General features: G+C 35.4%; 18 protein-coding genes. 9 read left to right on the top strand and 9 right to left on the bottom strand.

Annotation, left to right across the window (positions count from 1 at the left end):
- Positions 1 to 27: 27 nt before the first annotated feature.
- The 3 genes from M0D21_RS16080 to M0D21_RS16090 all read left to right on the top strand — a co-directional run bounded on the left by M0D21_RS16080 (position 28) and on the right by M0D21_RS16090 (position 4,298).
- Positions 28 to 1,182, top strand: coding sequence for a hypothetical protein (locus M0D21_RS16080; protein WP_248331390.1), 1,155 nt, complete (start codon positions 28 to 30; stop codon positions 1,180 to 1,182).
- A gap of 17 nt (positions 1,183 to 1,199) precedes the next feature.
- Entirely contained in the window at positions 1,200 to 1,847 is a 648-nt protein-coding gene (locus M0D21_RS16085) for a hypothetical protein (RefSeq protein ID WP_248331392.1), read from the top strand.
- 378 nt (positions 1,848 to 2,225) lie between these two features.
- Positions 2,226 to 4,298 carry a prolyl oligopeptidase family serine peptidase gene (locus M0D21_RS16090; protein ID WP_248331394.1) on the top strand — a complete coding sequence of 691 codons (2,073 nt, stop codon included), beginning with the start codon at positions 2,226 to 2,228 and terminating at the stop codon, positions 4,296 to 4,298.
- Positions 4,299 to 4,675: 377 nt separating this feature from the next.
- Here the strand turns inward: M0D21_RS16090 and M0D21_RS16095 are convergent, their stop codons facing one another.
- From M0D21_RS16095 to M0D21_RS16105, 3 genes are read right to left on the bottom strand one after another with little or no spacing between them, the layout of a single operon-like run.
- Positions 4,676 to 5,053, bottom strand: coding sequence for a thiol-disulfide oxidoreductase DCC family protein (locus tag M0D21_RS16095; RefSeq protein WP_248331396.1), 378 nt, complete (start codon positions 5,051 to 5,053; stop codon positions 4,676 to 4,678).
- 36 nt (positions 5,054 to 5,089) lie between these two features.
- The gene (locus tag M0D21_RS16100; protein ID WP_248331398.1) at positions 5,090 to 5,758 is read right to left on the bottom strand and encodes an ABC transporter ATP-binding protein; all 669 of its coding nucleotides are present in this window, start codon (positions 5,756 to 5,758) and stop codon (positions 5,090 to 5,092) included.
- A complete protein-coding gene (locus M0D21_RS16105) occupies positions 5,755 to 6,969 on the bottom strand; it encodes an ABC transporter permease (RefSeq protein WP_248331400.1) in 1,215 nt (404 codons plus the stop codon). Before M0D21_RS16105 ends, M0D21_RS16100 begins: the two co-directional genes overlap by 4 nt.
- A gap of 376 nt (positions 6,970 to 7,345) precedes the next feature.
- On the opposite strand from M0D21_RS16105, the gene M0D21_RS16110 reads away from it, so the two are divergent.
- A complete protein-coding gene (locus M0D21_RS16110) occupies positions 7,346 to 10,528 on the top strand; it encodes a T9SS type A sorting domain-containing protein (protein ID WP_248331402.1) in 3,183 nt (1,060 codons plus the stop codon).
- A 54-nt stretch (positions 10,529 to 10,582) separates the two neighbouring features.
- Here M0D21_RS16110 and M0D21_RS16115 read toward each other — a convergent pair whose 3' ends face one another.
- The 3 genes from M0D21_RS16115 to M0D21_RS16125 form a co-directional block, all read right to left on the bottom strand.
- A complete protein-coding gene (locus tag M0D21_RS16115; protein ID WP_248331404.1) occupies positions 10,583 to 10,948 on the bottom strand; it encodes a TfoX/Sxy family protein in 366 nt (121 codons plus the stop codon).
- Positions 10,949 to 10,950: 2 nt separating this feature from the next.
- Positions 10,951 to 11,616, bottom strand: coding sequence for a DUF2461 domain-containing protein (locus M0D21_RS16120; protein WP_248331406.1), 666 nt, complete (start codon positions 11,614 to 11,616; stop codon positions 10,951 to 10,953).
- A 91-nt stretch (positions 11,617 to 11,707) separates the two neighbouring features.
- Positions 11,708 to 12,070: a VOC family protein gene (locus M0D21_RS16125; protein ID WP_248331408.1), complete on the bottom strand. Its 363-nt coding sequence runs from the start codon at positions 12,068 to 12,070 to the stop codon at positions 11,708 to 11,710.
- Positions 12,071 to 12,161: 91 nt separating this feature from the next.
- Here M0D21_RS16125 and M0D21_RS16130 point away from each other — a divergent pair, with 91 nt between their 5' ends.
- Positions 12,162 to 13,553 carry a hypothetical protein gene (locus M0D21_RS16130; protein WP_248331410.1) on the top strand — a complete coding sequence of 464 codons (1,392 nt, stop codon included), beginning with the start codon at positions 12,162 to 12,164 and terminating at the stop codon, positions 13,551 to 13,553.
- Positions 13,554 to 13,557: 4 nt separating this feature from the next.
- Here M0D21_RS16130 and M0D21_RS16135 read toward each other — a convergent pair whose 3' ends face one another.
- Together M0D21_RS16135 and M0D21_RS16140 are read right to left on the bottom strand one after the other, a co-directional pair.
- Complete coding sequence (locus tag M0D21_RS16135) at positions 13,558 to 14,265, bottom strand: LytR/AlgR family response regulator transcription factor (RefSeq protein ID WP_248331412.1); 708 nt, start codon at positions 14,263 to 14,265, stop codon at positions 13,558 to 13,560.
- Complete coding sequence (locus tag M0D21_RS16140) at positions 14,255 to 15,295, bottom strand: sensor histidine kinase (RefSeq protein ID WP_248331414.1); 1,041 nt, start codon at positions 15,293 to 15,295, stop codon at positions 14,255 to 14,257. The genes M0D21_RS16135 and M0D21_RS16140 overlap by 11 nt, the downstream gene beginning before the upstream one ends.
- Positions 15,296 to 15,505: 210 nt before the next feature.
- Here M0D21_RS16140 and M0D21_RS16145 point away from each other — a divergent pair, with 210 nt between their 5' ends.
- From M0D21_RS16145 to M0D21_RS16155, 3 genes are read left to right on the top strand one after another with little or no spacing between them, the layout of a single operon-like run.
- Positions 15,506 to 16,543 carry an SMP-30/gluconolactonase/LRE family protein gene (locus M0D21_RS16145; protein WP_248331416.1) on the top strand — a complete coding sequence of 346 codons (1,038 nt, stop codon included), beginning with the start codon at positions 15,506 to 15,508 and terminating at the stop codon, positions 16,541 to 16,543.
- Positions 16,536 to 17,039, top strand: a complete 504-nt coding sequence (locus M0D21_RS16150; RefSeq protein WP_248331418.1) for an ankyrin repeat domain-containing protein — start codon at positions 16,536 to 16,538, stop codon at positions 17,037 to 17,039. The genes M0D21_RS16145 and M0D21_RS16150 overlap by 8 nt, the downstream gene beginning before the upstream one ends.
- Before the next feature lie 11 nt (positions 17,040 to 17,050).
- The gene (locus M0D21_RS16155; RefSeq protein ID WP_248331420.1) at positions 17,051 to 17,458 is read left to right on the top strand and encodes a hypothetical protein; all 408 of its coding nucleotides are present in this window, start codon (positions 17,051 to 17,053) and stop codon (positions 17,456 to 17,458) included.
- A 49-nt stretch (positions 17,459 to 17,507) separates the two neighbouring features.
- On the opposite strand, the gene M0D21_RS16160 is transcribed toward M0D21_RS16155, so the two are convergent.
- Entirely contained in the window at positions 17,508 to 18,128 is a 621-nt protein-coding gene (locus M0D21_RS16160) for an FMN-dependent NADH-azoreductase (RefSeq protein WP_248331422.1), read from the bottom strand.
- Positions 18,129 to 18,210: 82 nt separating this feature from the next.
- Here M0D21_RS16160 and M0D21_RS16165 point away from each other — a divergent pair, with 82 nt between their 5' ends.
- The gene (locus M0D21_RS16165; RefSeq protein WP_248331424.1) at positions 18,211 to 19,110 is read left to right on the top strand and encodes a LysR family transcriptional regulator; all 900 of its coding nucleotides are present in this window, start codon (positions 18,211 to 18,213) and stop codon (positions 19,108 to 19,110) included.
- Positions 19,111 to 19,150 lie beyond the last annotated feature (40 nt).

Here is a 19,150-nt window from a genome sequence, read left to right on the forward strand (position 1 = left end):
ATATAACTAATCTAAAATTTTAACACTATGAAAGCAGTAATGAAATTCATTACCCTGGCATTCCTATGCCTTATTTTTTACAGTTGTGAAAAGGATGAAACTCACATTTCAGACCATTCATTAATTGAAGAAATACAGTTATGGTACGCAGAAAACCATATTGAAGCCATGAATTCTAACAATCATTTTACAGGTATTATTGATTGGGAAAATTATAATTTACATAATAACAAAATTTATATTCCTTTTATTCAAAACAGCATAAAAAGAAGTAATAAGATTTTTGAAAAAAATGCTCAAAACTCAGTACTTACCAAAGGGATGTATGTCTTAGAAAAAGTAGATGGGCAGTATCAAGAATATTTACATGTTTACATATCGAGAGAAGAAAGTGCACTAGATTCAATGGACATGTTATTACAACAGTCCTATGTTGCATTTACTTACTCCAATGAGGGAAGATTAGCTAAATTTTATAATCAAAAAAACTTGTCTTTTACTCCAAATTCAGACACTGAAGTTTTGGATACGAATCAGAAAGGAATAGCGTGCGACACAACTTATGTATTTCAAACCGTTCATTATAGCGATGGTACAAGTGATCGCTATTATTTATATTCTTTTGACACTTGTCATTCTTCTGGGGGAAGCAGTAACGGAGATAATTATGGAGGTGGTAGTTCTGGAGATACTTCCGGTGGTGGTTCAGGTGGTGGACTAGGGGATGTTTTAGGTGATAATGGATTAGAAGAAGAGGGCTTTCCCGATTGTAAATCTTTTAGGTTTGAACAAATTATTGGTAAAAATGCTATTTCTTGTGGAGTATTTGACCTAAGAGTAACTATTAAGTTGCGAAGCAGTGAAACAAATGATGGTATACCAAGAGGTTTTCACTGGACTATTCCTGATAATGTTTATTTTACATATCCCAAAACTTGGAAAGAAGGCCATGCAGCCAATCAGATTTCTTCTATAATATCTATTACTACTCAAGAGCTAACAGGTGAATGGATTCAACTGGGAGCTAGTTTAACATATCAAGAAATGAAAGATTACTTTTTCTCAGAACTTATAAGAAGAGTCAAATTAACTGGTGGAGAAATGCACATGGATAACAGACATAACGTTTCTCCTGTCAGATACGAAACTAATAGATGGTTAATAGGAAGCTGTGCCGATTAAATAGAAAATAAAAAACAATGAAAAATATAATAAAAGCTTTAATAATCGGTGTCTTTATCATTTCTTGTAATAATGATGATATCGCAAATAATACTGAACTTGAACAAGACACTAATAAAACATCCTTTAACATTAGTTTTTTTGACAAAATACCAAAAAACAAATCACAATTTACTTATCCATTACATATAGAATTCCCTAATGGCAGCTTGACAATGATATGTCCGCCCACAATGTTGGACCCTGCAGGAGCAGAGGCTTGCGATGACCCCAGTGATGGAGGAGGAACGGGTAGTGGTTGTGGTAGAGGTCAGGTAAAATTAAGAGGTAGTTCAGTTTTATATCCAGGGCAATACCATATGACCTTTAACTATTCAGAAGATGAAAACGGAAATACAGTTGTAAGTGGTTTTGAATCCAATTTAAATGGAACAACTTTTAATAATGATTATAGTCAAAACGGAGAAGCACTAATTACATATCTCGATGATCAAACGGTACAAATAGATGTACAAGGAACAATTACGCATGCTTTGAGCTATAATATTCTTAATGGCGCTCAAACTACCAGCGTTAACCTATCTGCAAGATATAATTTATGTACAGGGGGAGGTACCGGTACAATACATGAGATTTTAGAAATTTATGACGCTAATAGAGATTAAACCACTCACTTAAAAATACGTACAATGGCATTCTGCATAGATAAACTGAAAATTGATTTTAAAGATTATAGTTCAAATTGGTGTGTACTCCGTCGTAATCTTAATTTTCTATCTTCAAAACTATAGACTCTATTGTAGGATAAAAGCAACATAAAATGATAAAATATAAATCATTAAGTTGAGTGTAAAGTACAACTTAAAAAAACAGCTTTAGGTTTTTTAACTTATTGCTGTTTTTGTCGTATACTACCATCCCCTGCACTTTACAAATATTTATTTTATGATAAGCCCAAAATCATAGTAACGTTTTACTCAATTGTAACACATATAATAACGGTTAGTTATATTTAAATCATAGAAACATAATACAACAAAAACATGAAAAAAATCATCTTACTAATGATACTTGCGCTACTAACAAACAAAGTATTTTATGCCCAAGAAGATAAATACCTTTGGTTAGAAGAAATAGACGATGACAAAGCTCTCGAATTTGTTGATAACGAGAATAAAAAAACTGTTGCTAGGTTAACTGCTACACCTTTTTATCAAGATATATATACTAAATCCCTAGATATATTTAATGCTACAGATCGTATTGCATACCCTACTACTTATGGTGATTATATCTACAACTTTTGGAAAGACAAAGACCATGTTCGGGGAATTTGGCGACGCACTCCCAAGGCCGAATATGTTAATGGTAATCCTAAATGGGAAACCATTTTAGACATAGATGCATTATCCAAAAAGGATGGTAAAAAATGGGTATATAAAGGAGTGAGTGGTTTATACCCAAACTATGATCGGTTTTTGGTAAGATTATCTGATGGTGGTGGAGACGCTGTCATCATCAAAGAGTTTGATGTGACAAAAAAACAATTTATTGAAGACGGTTTTTATATTCCCGAATCTAAAGGTGGTGCCAGCTATGTAGACCTGAACACCTTATTAATTTCATCAGATTTTGGCGAAGGTACTATGACTCCTTCGGGCTATCCAAATCAAGTAAAGTTATGGAAACGTGATACACCCATAGAAAACGCAAAATTGATTCATGAAGGTGATATACAAGACACGGGGTCTTTTGGAAGCATTTACCGAGATAATGATAAAGAATATATTGTTGTCTACAGAGCGAAGACATTTTATACACAAGAGATGAAAGTATGGCACGAAAATAAATTTGTATCTCTAGATATTCCTGAAGATGCTTCACTAAGTGGGATTTTGAACGATCAAGCTATTCTTGATTTAAAATCAGATTGGACCATAAATGGCAAAACGTATAAGCAAGGCGCTATCATTAGTTTAAATTTTTCAGATTTGATACAAGGAAAACATAATGTACACTTTATCTATCAGCCAGATGAAAAATCTAGTGTCTATGGGATTTCCGCTACAAAAAACACCCTATTACTAAATATTTTGAAAGATGTAGCCTGCGAATTGTTCATCTATAAATTTGATGGCAAAAGCTGGAATAATGAAAAAGTTAAGGCTCCAGAATTAGGTAGATTATCTGTGGTTGCCACGGATCAAAATACAGATGATTACTTTTTTCAATTTGAAAATTTCCTAACCCCTGAAACGGTATATTATGGTAATGCCCAATCGAACTCCTTTAAACCGTTTAAATCATTACCTTCATATTTTGATAGCGATAAATTCCAGGTTCAGCAATTCAAGGTAAATTCTAAAGACGGTACGGCTATTCCATATTTTGTGGTATCTCCCAAAAATATTACTTATAATGGTAAAAATCCCACTTTAATTTCTGCATATGGTGGATTTGAGTCTTCTTCTTTACCATTTTATTCTGGTAGTTATGGAGCCTCTTTATTAGAAAACGGAGTCGTTTTTGTTGTGGCAAATATACGAGGTGGAGGAGAATATGGCCCTAAATGGCATCAGGCAGGGCTTAAAGAGAAAAGACAAAATGTTTATGATGATTTTCATGCTGTTGCTGAAGACTTAATAGCCAGAAAAATCACCGCTCCTAAACATTTAGGTATTCGAGGAGGAAGTAATGGAGGGCTACTGGTAGGAGTTGCATTTACTCAACGTCCTGATTTGTATAATGCCGTGCTTTGTCAAGTTCCTTTGCTGGACATGAAACGTTACAACAAATTACTAGCTGGTGCTAGTTGGGTAGGGGAATATGGTAACCCTGATATTCCTGAAGAATGGGCATATATCAAAAAATACTCCCCATACCATAACCTAAAACCTAATACTAAATACCCTGAGGTGTTTTTCTATACATCTACTAGAGATGACCGAGTACACCCGGGGCATGCAAGAAAAATGGCAGCAAAAATGAAAGATATGGGATACTCTATTTTTTACTATGAAAATACAGAAGGAGGACACGCAGGTTCTTCTACCAATGAACAACGTGCAAAATCTACGGCGTTATCATTTTCATATCTATTGATGAAATTAAAGTAATAATATTCAATACTCCTAGAAGTAGTGACCTCAACTATTCAAGCTTGTATGGAGTTATTCTGATGAAAATAAGAACGATCACTCAAAAGGTGATCGTTTTTTGATACTATTTACTCAGTTTCATTTTTTGAAACTAGAATTTCATAATATCGCCTTACAAACTTATGGAAGTTGGAGCTCCACTTTGTTTAATTAAGTTCAATACCGAAATTCTCAATCTATATTTGCTTATGCCTAAATATGATAAAGAATGCATCAAAACAATACATATTGACCATACTGTAGTAATGGATCCTTATTCTAAACAGTAATTAAGTGTGATGTGATACAAGATAGAAAACATCTTGTTTTACAATTGGCGTGTTAAATCGATCAGACTAATTAAAATTAATCGTACAGCTTTTTGATTGCCCAAACCATTTTACGCGGTTTCTAGAAGCCATTTTGTAAATTCCGTCGCGAATCATTCTTGGCACAAAAGCAAGTAGCGCAGCTACCAATTTCCAACGAGGTATTTTTGAGACAATTCTTAAAAAGCCATCAGAATGGGTATGTGCACCATGCTCATCGATTAGAATTACCGTTTCTAATCGCTCTAGCGGGTAACCCTGTTCTTTTAAGAACTGCTGCCCTTGTGGCGATTGAAATGGTACAAACTGGAAAATATCTTCTGGAGCAAATTTTAGTAACCACCCTACTACTCCATTACATAAATTGCATTCTCCATCAAAAATGATTGTACTTTTAGTTGCCATAGCTTCCATCTTGTTGGTTTTTAATTGATTGTGATCTTATAGTCGCACAAAACCATCAATCATTTCAATAGCACGATGAGAATTTTTATAAATTTTAGGATTATGCGTTGCCATGACCACTGTTTTGCCCTTATTTTCGGTAATATCTTTCAGCAGTTCAAACACCATTTCTGTGTTTTTTTGGTCAAGATTCCCTGTGGGTTCGTCGGCCACAATTAAATTAGGGTTGTTGATAAGGGCTCTGGCAATTGCCACCCGTTGCTGTTGTCCTCCAGATAGTTTATACGAAGGTCGAAACGCCAGATCTTTCATTCCGATTTCCTCTAAAAGAGTCATTGCATCTGCTTTAATCTCTTCTTTGGTGCGATCTCGTAGCTTCATAGCTGGTAACATAATGTTTTGCAAGACATTAAATTCTGGCAACAAATAATGAAACTGATACACAAAACCTATGTGCTCATTTCTAAAATTGGTAAGCTCTATCGATGATAACGACTTAATATCTCTACCTTGAGTCTGTAAGCTTCCATCAAAATCGGTATCAAGAGTAGACAAAATATATAACAAAGTAGATTTACCGCTGCCTGATTCGCCATAGACTGATATCAACTCCCCATCATGAAGTTGTAAAGACACATCGTGCAGTACCTGATGCCTCTCGGGATCTTTAAAATATTTATTGATGTGGGTTGCTTCTAGTATCATGCGCCTCTTATAATGGTTACAGGATCAACTTTACTTGCCTTTTTCGACGGAAAATATCCCGCCAGTATTGTGGTGAGTACTCCAAAAACGAACCCCATGAGATAGTATACCGGGGTAAAGTTGATCGGGTATGTATCTACAATAATAAAATCTGAAGTGTCTAAAGGCGTTACCGAAATACCATAACTAATCGCATAGCCCAACGCTATACCTAGTATCGCTCCCAACACACCTATAATAATTGATTGTACTAAAAAAATAAAAACGATATCGCCACTGGCATACCCCATGGTTTTTAACACTGCAATATCTTTGCGCTTCTGGATCACGGTAATATTCAAAATGTTATAAATCCCAAATCCTGCAACCAGCAACAATGCAAAAGATACCGACCAGGTCAAAATATCCCTTACCTTATTACCAATAACAATAGTCTTATTGCTATCCTGCCAATCTTCGACCACAACGTCATCATGTCGACTGGTAATCTTTGACTTAAGAGCAATATTATTTCGATCTTTTAGCTTAATATGAATATGAGTTGTTGTTTGTTCCTGTCCGAGTAGCTTTTGAAGTGTATTTGCTGAAAAGTAGGTACGTACATTATCGATTGTGGTGATCCCAAAACTAAAAACACCTCCAACCTTGAGCTGTGTTCTTTTACCGTTGGGTAATATCATTTTAAGTTCGTCACCCACCGAGACCTGAAGCTTTTTGGCCAAACTTACCCCCAACAAAATAGAGTTTTCATCCTTCAAGCTCTCAAAACCTTTACCGTCTAATAAACGACGCTCCAGTTCAACCATGTGTTTTTCCTCTTCAGGAAACACTCCGTTAATACCACCAGGCAATTGCATGGTATTGCTTATTAAAATAGCCGGTGACTGCACCTGATGTGCAAAAGATTGCACGTTTTCATCTTCGGTTAACAGTTGGTCTATCTCTGTTACGTCTGGTAATGATGAAATTCGTGTTTCAAATTTCTTATGCTTTTGAGCATCCTTTTTGGCGCCAACAGTAATGTCTGGACTTCCGTTAAACACAGCATCGTCTAAAAAGTCATTCACCCCAGTCATAAAGTTGATCATTACAATAAATGTAGTGACTCCCAACATGACACCTAGGGTTGCCAAAATGCTCTGCTTCTTTCTTGATAACAGATACTGAAGCGCGATAAAAATATTGGTTCGATTAAAAACTGTGTTAGACATGTAGCATAGGTCGAAAAAGTTACCTCTAGATTACAAACATTTATATGAGTTACTGTATTCCAAGTTATTAGGCTATAAACTACAATTTTATCGATAAAAGTCTTACCCACCAAATTAGGTTCTAAAATAATGTTAATAATTTCGTATTTACTTCTGTTTTATCTTGTGTGTGAATAATCAAATGATTAGTTTTGCATTACGGTTATCACGTACAATGTATGAGTTAATTGTTTTCCTTCCCCCCGTTGTAATTATCAGAATATTTAAAGTAAGTTTTACATCTGTATCTACCCCTATTTACCTAAATTGTGTTCATCACTTTTGGTTAAGTAATACAGAGTGATATAGAATATAAATTATATAGTATCATATAGTTATGAGAAAACTATTACTCATTTTTATTATTTTTCTTTTGGGAAACCAGCTGGTTTCTGCGCAGGCAGATTATATAAGTTGGGAATTTCGAGGTGGTCGTTTGCTTAGCAATCCCGATGGCACCAGTAGAGGACCGGGGCCAGAACCTGCAGGATTAGATGTAGCAGATATCCCAAGTACGCCCATTACTCTAGGTCGATTGCAATCTGCCATTCTGGGTGATCTTGACGATGATGATGATCTTGATTTTTTATCTGGAAGTCAAGGAGGAACGGTGCATTACTATCAAAACACCGGAACCCCAACTGCTCCGAATTGGGTAGCCGCTTCTATCCCTACTCTCGATACAATTTGGATTGACAGCGGAAGCGCTGTTAGAAACCAGAATCGCCCACAATGGGTAGATATCGATAATGATGACGATTTAGATTTATTTATTGGTACCGAACGTGATTATGAAGGTGATGGAGATAACGATATCTTATTTTACAGAAACATAGGTACCCCCGATACTCCGGTCTTTCAATACCGTGCCGAGGGAATTCCTGGGTTAAATGAAATCGAAGTAGCAGAATTTCCTGGCTTAGGTTTTGTAGATCTTGATGATGATAATGACCTCGATTTGGTAACACTGGGAAGTGATAAGCTTACCTATTTTAAAAATATTGGTGACATCAATAATCCTATTTTTGAACGACAGTCTGAAGCTGACAGCCCTTGGGATGACGAAGATGCATATAATAATATGGATGTACCTGTACCTGTATTTGAAGATTTTGATAAAGATGGAGATTACGACATGTTCTTTATGATCGATACTGGTTTTGTGCGATGGATCGAAAACGTAGGTACCAAAACAGAACCCGATTTTGGTTCTGAACCTCAACAACTCTTTAATGGTGAATTAACCCAAGGAGAAATAGGAAGTTTCCCAACCATAGACTTTGGAGATGTAGATGGTGATGGACTAAAAGATGCTATTTTAGGAAGTTTTAATGTAGCACGATTTGCATGGTTTCGTCAAGTTCCGGTTTGTGTATCTCCTACCACACCAACCGTAAATTTTACTCCGGTTACTTGTGAAGGTGACACTTCTACAATCACCATTTCTGGGAACCTGAATATTGCCTCGACCTGGTCGATCTATACCGATTCTTGTGGAGGAACACCGATAGGCACAACAACAACAAATACCTCAACTTTTGAAGTAACTCCAACCGCGCCAAGTACCACCTATTACATTCGAGGAGAAGACGCAGGGTTATCTTGTATCGATGAGACTACTGCGATTTGTGTAGAAATTACCATTCCTGTAAATGCTATAGACGATCCTGGTTTTAATTATAGTGATAGTTCTTATTGCTCTAATGATACCAACCCTACGCCAACCATTACCGGAACAACAGGAGGAACCTTTACCACAACAGCAGGGCTTAGTATTGATGAGGATACAGGTGAAATAGATATAGCCAACTCTACTCCCGCTACCTATACCATAACCTATACAACCAATGGCACTTGCCCAGATAGCAGTGATGTGGAGGTAACTATTATACCGCAAGACGATGCAACTTTTAGTTTTGATGCAAGCTCATATTGTACAAATGACAGCAATCCTACACCAACAATTACAGGAACATCTGGAGGAACCTTTACTTCTACTATAGGATTAAGCATTGACCCAGGAACCGGGGCCATAGATATCGCCAATTCTACTCCGGCAACTTATACAGTGACCTATACAACAAATGGCACTTGCCCAAATAGTAGTACTATAGACATAACCATTATACAACAAGATGATGCAACCTTCAGTTTTGATGCAGGATCTTATTGTTCTAATGATCCCAATCCTGCTCCAACCATTACCGGAACCACAGGAGGAACATTTACCACAACAGCAGGGCTTAGTATTGATGAGGATACAGGTGAAATAGATATAGCCAACTCTACTCCTGCTACCTATACTATAACCTATACAACCAATGGCACTTGTCCAGATAGCAGTGATGTAGAGGTAACTATTATACAGCTAGACGATGCAACTTTTAGTTTTGATGCAAGCTCATATTGTACAAATGACAGCAATCCTACACCAACAATTACAGGAACATCTGGAGGAACATTTACTTCTACTGCGGGATTAAGCATTGACCCGGGAACCGGGGCTATAGATATCGCTAATTCAACTCCGGCAACTTATACAGTGACCTATACAACCAGTGGCACTTGCCCAAATAGTAGTACTGTAGACATAACCATTATACAACAAGATGATGCAACCTTCAGTTTTGATGCAGGATCTTATTGTTCTAATGATCCCAATCCTGCTCCAACCATTACCGGAGCGACTGGAGGAACCTTTAGTTCGACAACTGGTCTGAGTATTGATTCTAGCACTGGGGTAATTGATCTCACAAATTCAACACCAGCGACCTATACAATAACCTACATTACTAGTGGAGCTTGCCCGAATAATAGCGAAGTAGAAATTACCATCATACCTCAGGAAGACGCAAGTTTTAATTACGATGATATTGCATATTGTATTAACGACAGCAACCCTGTTCCTAACATTACCGGAACTATTGGAGGGACCTTTAGTTCAACTACTGGATTACTTATAAATTCAAATACTGGAACCATAGATCTTGTCAATTCTACCCCTGGTGTCTATACCATAACCTATACTACCAGTGGTACCTGTCCAAACACAGATACAACTGAAGTTACCATTAATGCGATACCTGTAGTAACCGTTCAAGACGATTCGCCTACTTTAGTTGCAAATACCATCACAAATGCTACCTACCAATGGTTCAATTGTGATACAGATCAAGCGGTTGCAGGAGAAACAGATGCTACTTTTACTGCAACTATAAATGGTTCTTATGCGGTAGAGGTCACCGTAAATGGATGTACTTCGAGATCTGAATGTTTCACTGTAGACAACGTAAAAGATGGTACTATTGCTTCTTTTAAAATATATCCTAACCCTACCGAAGGTATGATTACCGTTACTTTACCACAGATAAACACAATAACGGTATACAACTACTACGGAAGAGTGGTTCTTGAAACATCACAAAATACGTTTGATACCTCAAAACTACAATCGGGAGTATATTTTATGAGAATTGAAACGAATGAAGGAAGAACAACAAAGAAATTTGTAAAGCGTTAACCATATCCCGACACTTTACAATAATTGGAACCTCCTGTTTTTGCAGGAGGTTTTTTATTTAGATCTCTTTTTGCTACGCTTGGCCAAAGGGTTAAAATCTAGACATAATTGTAACCAATAATCGAGGTCTTTGTCTAAATCAAAACCATCGGGTGCTACAAATACAAAACCTTTCATGGGTCGTCCGGTAAAATCCATAGGTAAACAACCTTCTCTCTTCATTGCCTCATCCATGGCATCTATTCCTATTCTTGCCATAAGTAAATCCATTTCTTTTTTCTTATCAAAATGAATCCCACAACACATCTTATCATCGACCATAAAACAGAGTCCGCCCATCATTTTTCTGGCTTCAAAACCTACTTTTTTCTCCTGAAAAAACTGTCGTATACGGTCTGCTAGAAATTCATTATATGCCATTGTTATTGTATTGCTTTAGTTAAATATTCGTTTACAGGTCGCATACTTCTCCAATAGTCCATCAATGTATCCAGTAAATGAGTGCTCATAATCAAATCAGGAGACGCTTCAGCTACAAAGTAAAATTGTTTATGAGCTATAAGCGGTTCCTTCTTACAAGATTCTTGCCACTCTTTAGGAATACGTTTCATGATATCCCCCTTAATCTCTCCAAATTTTTGTGAGAACTTTTTATCTTCAATTAACGATCTAAACACCTTAGGTTCTTTAGCAATGGTAGTTCTTATTTTTGCAAGTTGCTCTTTGGAAGGACCAAAACACCCACCCATTATCCCAATCATTTCGGGAGAAAAGCGGATAAATATACCCGGTATACTCTTATCTTTTCGACCTCCATTAGAAATAAATGCGGTGTAATGAAGATTGTAGGGAGATTTATCTTTGGAAAAGCGAACATCCCTATGTATTCGTAAAATACAATCTTTGGGAGCGACTGTTAAACCCTGATCTTCTTTTTGAATTTCCTTAATCATAGCTTCTACAAAAAGAGTGAATGGCTGTTTTATACTTAACTCATATCTTTTCTTATTTGCATGAAACCATTCTTTATGGTTGTTACTACTTAACGCCTTAAAGAAATCAATAAAATCATTCGTAAAATACTGCATAGTGTTATTCATTTAACAAGACCAGACCTTTTGAAGTTTGAATTTTTGCTAACTCGCTTCATACTCAAAAGGTCACGGTCTCATAGAAACGTTACTTCATAGAATGGAAGGCGACTCTATTTCCCTCGGTATCCAGAAATATCGCCATAAAACCATTTTCTCCCAGCGATGTTTTAGGCATGAGTATTTTGCCTCCAGCTTTTTCTACCCTAGCCAAGGGCACAGAAAGATCATCGCCACCATTTAGATATGCAAATGTACCTTCTTGCGAGGGTTTATTTCCATTTCCATGTGTAACACAACCGCCTACTCCCCCATCTCGATATGGAAAAAAAGCCATTTTAAATTCTGTTTCCATTGGTTGTAGTTCTTCGTCTAATAGTTCACTATAAAACTGTACTGCTCTTTCAAAATTAGTACTTGGTATCTCGAACCAATTGATTGCACTTGACATAATATTTTGATTTTTGATTAATAACTACTCAAAGATACCTGATCAAAACCACGAAAAAAATTATATTTTTGAAAAAACATAGGTTTCTAAAATGAAGAAAAACGAAGAACTCTTTTATCTAATACAATCTCTAAGTAAAAGTGAAAAGCGATATTTTAAAATGAGTGCGCAAGGAAATGATGATGCAGAATACCTCATTCTATTCGATGCCATTGAAGCACAAAAGGAGTATAATGAGAAAGAAATCAAACTTCGTTTTAAGGACAAAGCTTTTATCAATCAGCTCACCACTATCAAGAATTATCTCAAGCATCGTATTCTTCAATCTCTACGTAATTATCACGCCAAAATTTCTAAAAACACCGAGCTTCTTGATATTATTCGCAATGTAGAAATCCTATTTCATAAAGGGCAATATACCATATGCGCCAGTGAACTAAAACGTGCAGAAAAAAAAGCCAAAAGTTTTCAACAAGACACACTATTATTTCATATTCAAGACTGGAAACGGAAAGTACATCAAGCGCTGTATCCTCAGGATTTCGAATCACTTCGAACGATCATTACCGAACAAAAAAACACCTTAAAATCAACCAATGAATATATCGATTTACTACTAGCCAATATAGACCCTGGGCAGTTTTCTCTTTCTCACAAGAAAAGTGTTTCACTACAGAACAGAACACTAAAAACACTGCACAAATACCGAAAACTACTTATCTCTAAAGACACCGATAAAGCAAAGCGTACTTTGGAAGAGCTCATAAAAGAGTGGGAACAACAACCTGAGTTATTGCGCGAATTTTTCACTATGTATTTTTCGGTTTGCAATAATCTACTGGGTTTCCTTGTGTTTAAAAAACAATATAAAGAAGCCTTTGTACGCATTCTTTTATTAAAACAACGAGCTGAAGAAATTGAAACAGTTTCGGCAGCTATGATCAAAGAAAAACTACGTCTATATAACATAGAACTAGAGATTCACAGAAACCTTAAAGAACTGCATACCACTCATGAAGTAATCGAAGAAATACAACAGTTTATTGAAAAGCACCAAACCTTGGTCCCCAAAAACTACCGTCTTTCATTTTCTTTTCAATTCGCAATTATTTACTTCCTTAAAAAGGATCTCAAAAAATCCCTTCAATGGATCAATGCCATACTTAATAACCAAACCAAAAAAGACCGAAAAGACCTTATTACATATACATATTGGTTAAACCTTTTAGTACATTATGAGCTGGGCAATGGATTCACGTTAAGGTACCTAGTCGACAGTATGAAAAAATACCTAAAAAAGCAAAAAAACATAGCACCCTATGAAAAACTGCTTTTAAAGTTTATTTCAAAAACTGTAGAATATTCTTCTACTCAAAAAAGAGTTGCATGTAACGACTTGCAAGAACAACTATTAGCACACCCTATTCCTGATCATGTATTAGGATATATCGATTTTGAAAGTTGGATACAAAAAAAGCAATAAGACCTTAGTTTTGTCTTCTGGTGAGCAGGGTAAAAAAGTTTTCTTTATATGTATTGCCAATAGATAATTGACGATCAAAGATTTCTACATAATCGTTTCCGTAGGCTTTAATTTTATCAAAGGCTACAATAAATGATTTATGAATTCTAACGAATTGGTCTGACGGTAAAAGGTTTTGCAAGTCGATAAGTTTATGATAGACTACAAAATGTTTGTCTTTGATATGAATTTTTACATAATTGCTTAACCCTTCGATATAGATAATATCGTCATAATCTATTCTAATATTTTTTCGATCAACTTTAAAGTACTCGTAGGTTTTTTCGCAAGACTTTGGCTCTGTGGGGCTATGTATCTCTTGGGTTCGATTTACTTTATTCACTGCCTTTAAAAATCGCTCAAACGAAAAAGGCTTTAGTAAATAATCAACTACATCTAACTCAAAACCTTCCAAAGCAAATTCTCTATAAGCTGTAGTAATAATGGTTGCCGGAGGATGCGATAGGGTTTTTAAAAAGCTTAACCCGCTCAACTTGGGCATTTCTATATCCAAAAACAAAATATCGACAGTTTGTTTTTGTAACACTTTGAGCGCTTCCATCGCATTATCACAAATATCAACCACCTCAAGATCGGGAATATCTTCAATAAACCCCTTGACAATATTTTGCGCTATGGGTTCATCATCTACGATAAGACATTTAAGCTTCATCTGTCGGTAATTTGATTTTTAAGTTAACAATAAAAGCTTCTTCAGTTTTATCAATTAACAGCTTTTTATCATCTCCATATAGCAAATCTAGTCGTCGACATATATTTTGCAGTCCTAAACCTCCTCCGTTACTTTCTTCCTCTTGTTTAGAGATACTATTTTCTGCGGTGAACATGAGATGTTCTTTTGTAACCGTAATATGCACTTTGATCCAACCTTTTTTTACTTCATTCTTTAAGCCATGTTTAAATGCATTTTCGATAAATGGCACCAGAATTAATGGCGGTATCTGTATACCATCTACCTCTCCTTCAACCACATAATCAATCTTAACCCTTTTCTCGTAGCGTTCCTTTTCTAGCGCAATTATATTTTCAATAAGTTTTAGCTCTTTACTCAACAACACCTTTTGAGTATTAGACTCATACAAGGTATAGCTTAAAATATCTGACAACTTCAAGATAAGGTTTGGTGTTTTTTCAGATTTTGCCAGTGCCAGCCCATAAATACTATTTAAGGTATTAAATAAGAAATGAGGATTGGTCTGCGATCGCAAAAACTTCAATTCGGCATTGGTTTTTTCTTGAATTAGCACCTCTGTCTGTCTACGTTGTTTATACCAATCCATAAACAGTTTAAATCCTGTAGTATAGGCTACAGGAGAAATTATAATCAGCAACGCTTGTAATAACTTTGCAAAATGAAGCGGTTCTATTTTTTGCCCTTCCATCCATTGTGGAAAATAGGTCGGAAAGCCCCAATACAACACAAAATATCGATGAGCAATTGCCAAAATCAATAGTACCAGAATTAAAATGGCAAAATACGGTAATAGTTTATTCCTATATAAAAACATGGGAATAAGAATAAACCAGTTTACATATACTGCGATTAATCTGGATGGTAGCAGCAGCAACTCATATATCAACGCATCTCGAAAAGAAGGCATATACCCCCATTCTGAAATGGTAAACGACGCAGTAACTATAATCCAAAAAAGGACATGATATGTAATTTGTTTTATACTCAAACTAGCATTGTATTAACTTCCAAATCTAAGATATAAATTTCCTAAATCATTCATTTTTATGCCTAATAGGTTTGAATTTATGTGAATTCATCAAAATCACCTTTCACATAAGAACTATATAGATATACACCATTGTTATAGCCACATATATAAAATTTACAGATCTAACATTAAAGTAATGTAATTTAACCTAAACAAACAATCATTTCTATGCAACCACGCTTCTTATTTACTATTATCTTGACCTACCTATTTATGCATAGTATAAGCGCTCAAGAACAACCTAATATTATCAATAATAGCAACATTGCTTTTACAGTGGCAGAAAAAGATTTACTTCCTGAAAGTATTGCCTATGACACCCTGAAAAATCAATTTTATATTGGAAGTACGCGCAAAGGAAAAATAATAAGAGTATTACCCAATGGGACTCATGAAAATTTCATTCTTCCAAAACAGTATGGATTGTGGATGATCATAGGAATGGAAATAGATGTTGAAAGAAGGCATTTGTGGGTGTGCAGCTCTGGAGGAAGTAATTTAGAAGGATACAACTATAAAGACAATATAGAAGGAAGACCTGCAGGAATTTTTAAATTCGATCTGGACTCAGGAAAACTGATTAAAAAATATGTACTGAACAACCCAGGAGAAGTGCATTTCTTCAACGATATCGTTGTGGCTCAAAATGGTGATGTCTATATCACTCACATGTTTACCAAACATGGATTATATAAAATTACTTCGAAAAAAGATATTTTGGAAAATGTGTTTTTTTCTAATACCTATAAATTCCCAAATGGTCTAACCTTATCACAGGATGAATCTAAACTTTTCATAGCTCATTCTAATGGTATTTCTATTTATGACATTACCCAGCAAAAAACTAAAGAAATTGAAGTTCCTAAAGAAATTAATATTAGCAAAAATCATAGTATTGATGGCTTATATTATTATAACAATTCTCTTATTGGAATTCAACCAGATCTTAATACCGTACTACAATTTAAACTAGACAAAACGGGTTCTAAAATTTTGAGTGCAGACCCATTGGAAGTAAATCACCCAATGATGAACAATCCCACCACCGGTGAGGTAATTAATGGTTCACTGTACTATGTTGCCAATGCTCAATTTGGAAGTTTTAATAAAGACGGATCCTTATTTTCTTCGGAAAAATTGTATGAAGTATGTATACTTCAATTACCCTTGGATATTCATCAATCAAAAAACGAACATCATGAATAGATCTCAATTTATTAAAACCAGTATGTTAACCGGTGTCTACACATTTTCACCGGTTGGCATAATTTCAGCACAAAAGCAACAAGACTCACAATTAGACAAAAAAGTTGTTGCTGAATTTGTTAGAGCAGGACATGGAAAATTTGAGACCATAAAGGAACTCCTGGAGGAATATCCTACCTTGATTAATGCGGCACACGACTGGAAAAACGGTGATTTCGAGACTGCCCTGGGAGCTGCTAGTCATGTAGGTTATAAAGAATTGGCTCAATACCTTATTGATCAAGGTGCCCAAGCCAATATTTTTACTGCAGCTCTTTTTGGCAGAATCAACATTATAAAACCCATGCTAAATCTTTTCCCAAAAGCGCTTCATGCCAAGGGACCTCATGGATTTACCCTGCTTCATCATGCCCAAAAAGGAGGTGAAGATGCTATGGAAGTAAAGGAACACCTTATCACATTGGGTGCCAAAGAAACCAAAATATCACTCTATTAAACTATCTAGCCATGAACTCAAAAAGTATACTTTTTTGCATTCTAGGTATTGTATTCGGTGAAATTTGCCTAATAGTCGGTACCACATTCACTCAAGAATTAGTTTTTAAAGGAATACACTATAACAGTTCTGCATCAGTTATCGCTTTTGGAGGTCTACTAACATTTACCGCAGCTATTGTGTCGGGACATCTAGCCAGAATAGTTGGTAGAAACTATACCATACTTATACCTTCTGTGTTAAGCACCTTGATTATTATGGAAACCGCCTATCTAACCTTTTCTAATATCACCGCAGACCCAGTTTGGTTCGATGTACTGTCTGGTATTGGACTCATTATCGGCATATGGATAGGGTATCATTTTATAGAAATAAAGGATTCTTTCAAAGGTCAACAGTATTATCCCGATATACCATAGTACCACCATACGTTATTTATTTAGTCAGTGAAATAACGAAAAGAGGGCACTAGTTTGAAAACCATTTGTCGACTAGGGTTTTAATTTCAAATTTTGCCCTCTTTAAAATTTCGTCTAATTGATCTCTATTTTGATCAACGCCAAAGACCAAAATTTCCTCTGATGTTATCCCCAAAAAATCAAAGTTTTGTTTAATTGTAGCAGAGGCATATTCCTTTGCATCATTCGAAGAATTGTAATCGAACCCTGCAACGATAATTGACACTGCTTTTTTATCACCACAAAGTCCTTTAAATCCAGCTTCGGGACTAAATGAAAATGTCTTATCGCTCACCACAATAGCATCAATCCATGCTTTGACGGTAGCCGGCATTGTAAAGTTATAAATAGGGAAAGCCAATACAATATGATCTGCTTCAAGAACATCTTGTACCAGATCATTATGATTTGATAATATAGAGCGTTCTTCATTCGTAAAATCTCTTTTACCTTTATTCCATTCCATGATTAGATTTAAATTCCTTTCCAGTAATAAATCTGGCGGAGTCTGCACTACATCTAAATGTTTAATTTTTGTTTTTCCATTTGCCAATTGCACAAACTCATCAAACAAAATCTTTGTATAAGAACCGTATCTAGGTGCATAACTAACTACCAATGTATGTGTCATAATTTTGAAATTTTCAACAAATATAGAGTCAACCCATTAATAATTTTAATTATTTTTATTCATACAATTAATAACATAAGTTATGATTAATCTAGAATGGTTGAGAACCTTTAGTGCTATTTATGAATGCAATAGTATAACTGAAGCTTCAAAGAAACTGAATATGACACAACCCGGGGTAAGTAAACATCTTTCTGCGTTGGAGCATCATATTGGGAAAAAATTATTTGACAGAACTACGCGAAGGGTGACTCCCACAGAATATGGTAAATTTTTATATTCACAAATCGACAACCCTTTACAACAACTTCAAAAAGTTGAATATTATTCTGGACAGAGGGCGAAAAAAAGGCGTTCAGCAATTAGTATAGGATGTACTTCAGATTTTTTTAAACATGAATTGATGAATAAGATCTATTCCTTCGACATGTATATTGTTACCCTCTTCGGAACCGAAAAAGAACTTATTGAAGCACTAGAGCAAGATAAAATTCAACTAGTAGTTGGAGCCAAAAAGCATGACATCTACAATCATCGATTTACTCATATTAAAAACGAAGAGTTGATGTTAATCTGCTCTTCCTCGATTAAACCTCCAACATCAACATCTTCAGAAAAAGGAGATATTCAACCCATAGAGTGGTTACAAAAGCAAACTTGGTTCGTATATGATAATGAACTTGCAGATATTAAGGAATTCTGGCAAGCTACTTTCGATGAAGCTCCAAAAATAATTCCAAGATACGTTTTACCTTCATATACCAGCATTGTAGAGGTCTTAGAAAAAAATTCCGGGTTTAGCGTGGTACCCAAACAATATTGCAAGACTTATTTAACCACGAATTTGATCAAAGCACCTTTCAAATTTATACAACCAATCGAACGAAATCTATATTATTCTTACAAACCCAAGAATAGCAGTTTAAAAGAAATTCATCAGTTTATAGATGAAATGAAAAAGCATAACATCAACATTCCATAATCCTAGCTATACCTCCTTATAAGGTATCATTCTCTGTAAC

The sequence above is a fragment of the Aquimarina acroporae genome (genome assembly GCF_023195925.1).
GTDB classification, from domain to species: Bacteria; Bacteroidota; Bacteroidia; order Flavobacteriales; family Flavobacteriaceae; genus Aquimarina; species Aquimarina acroporae.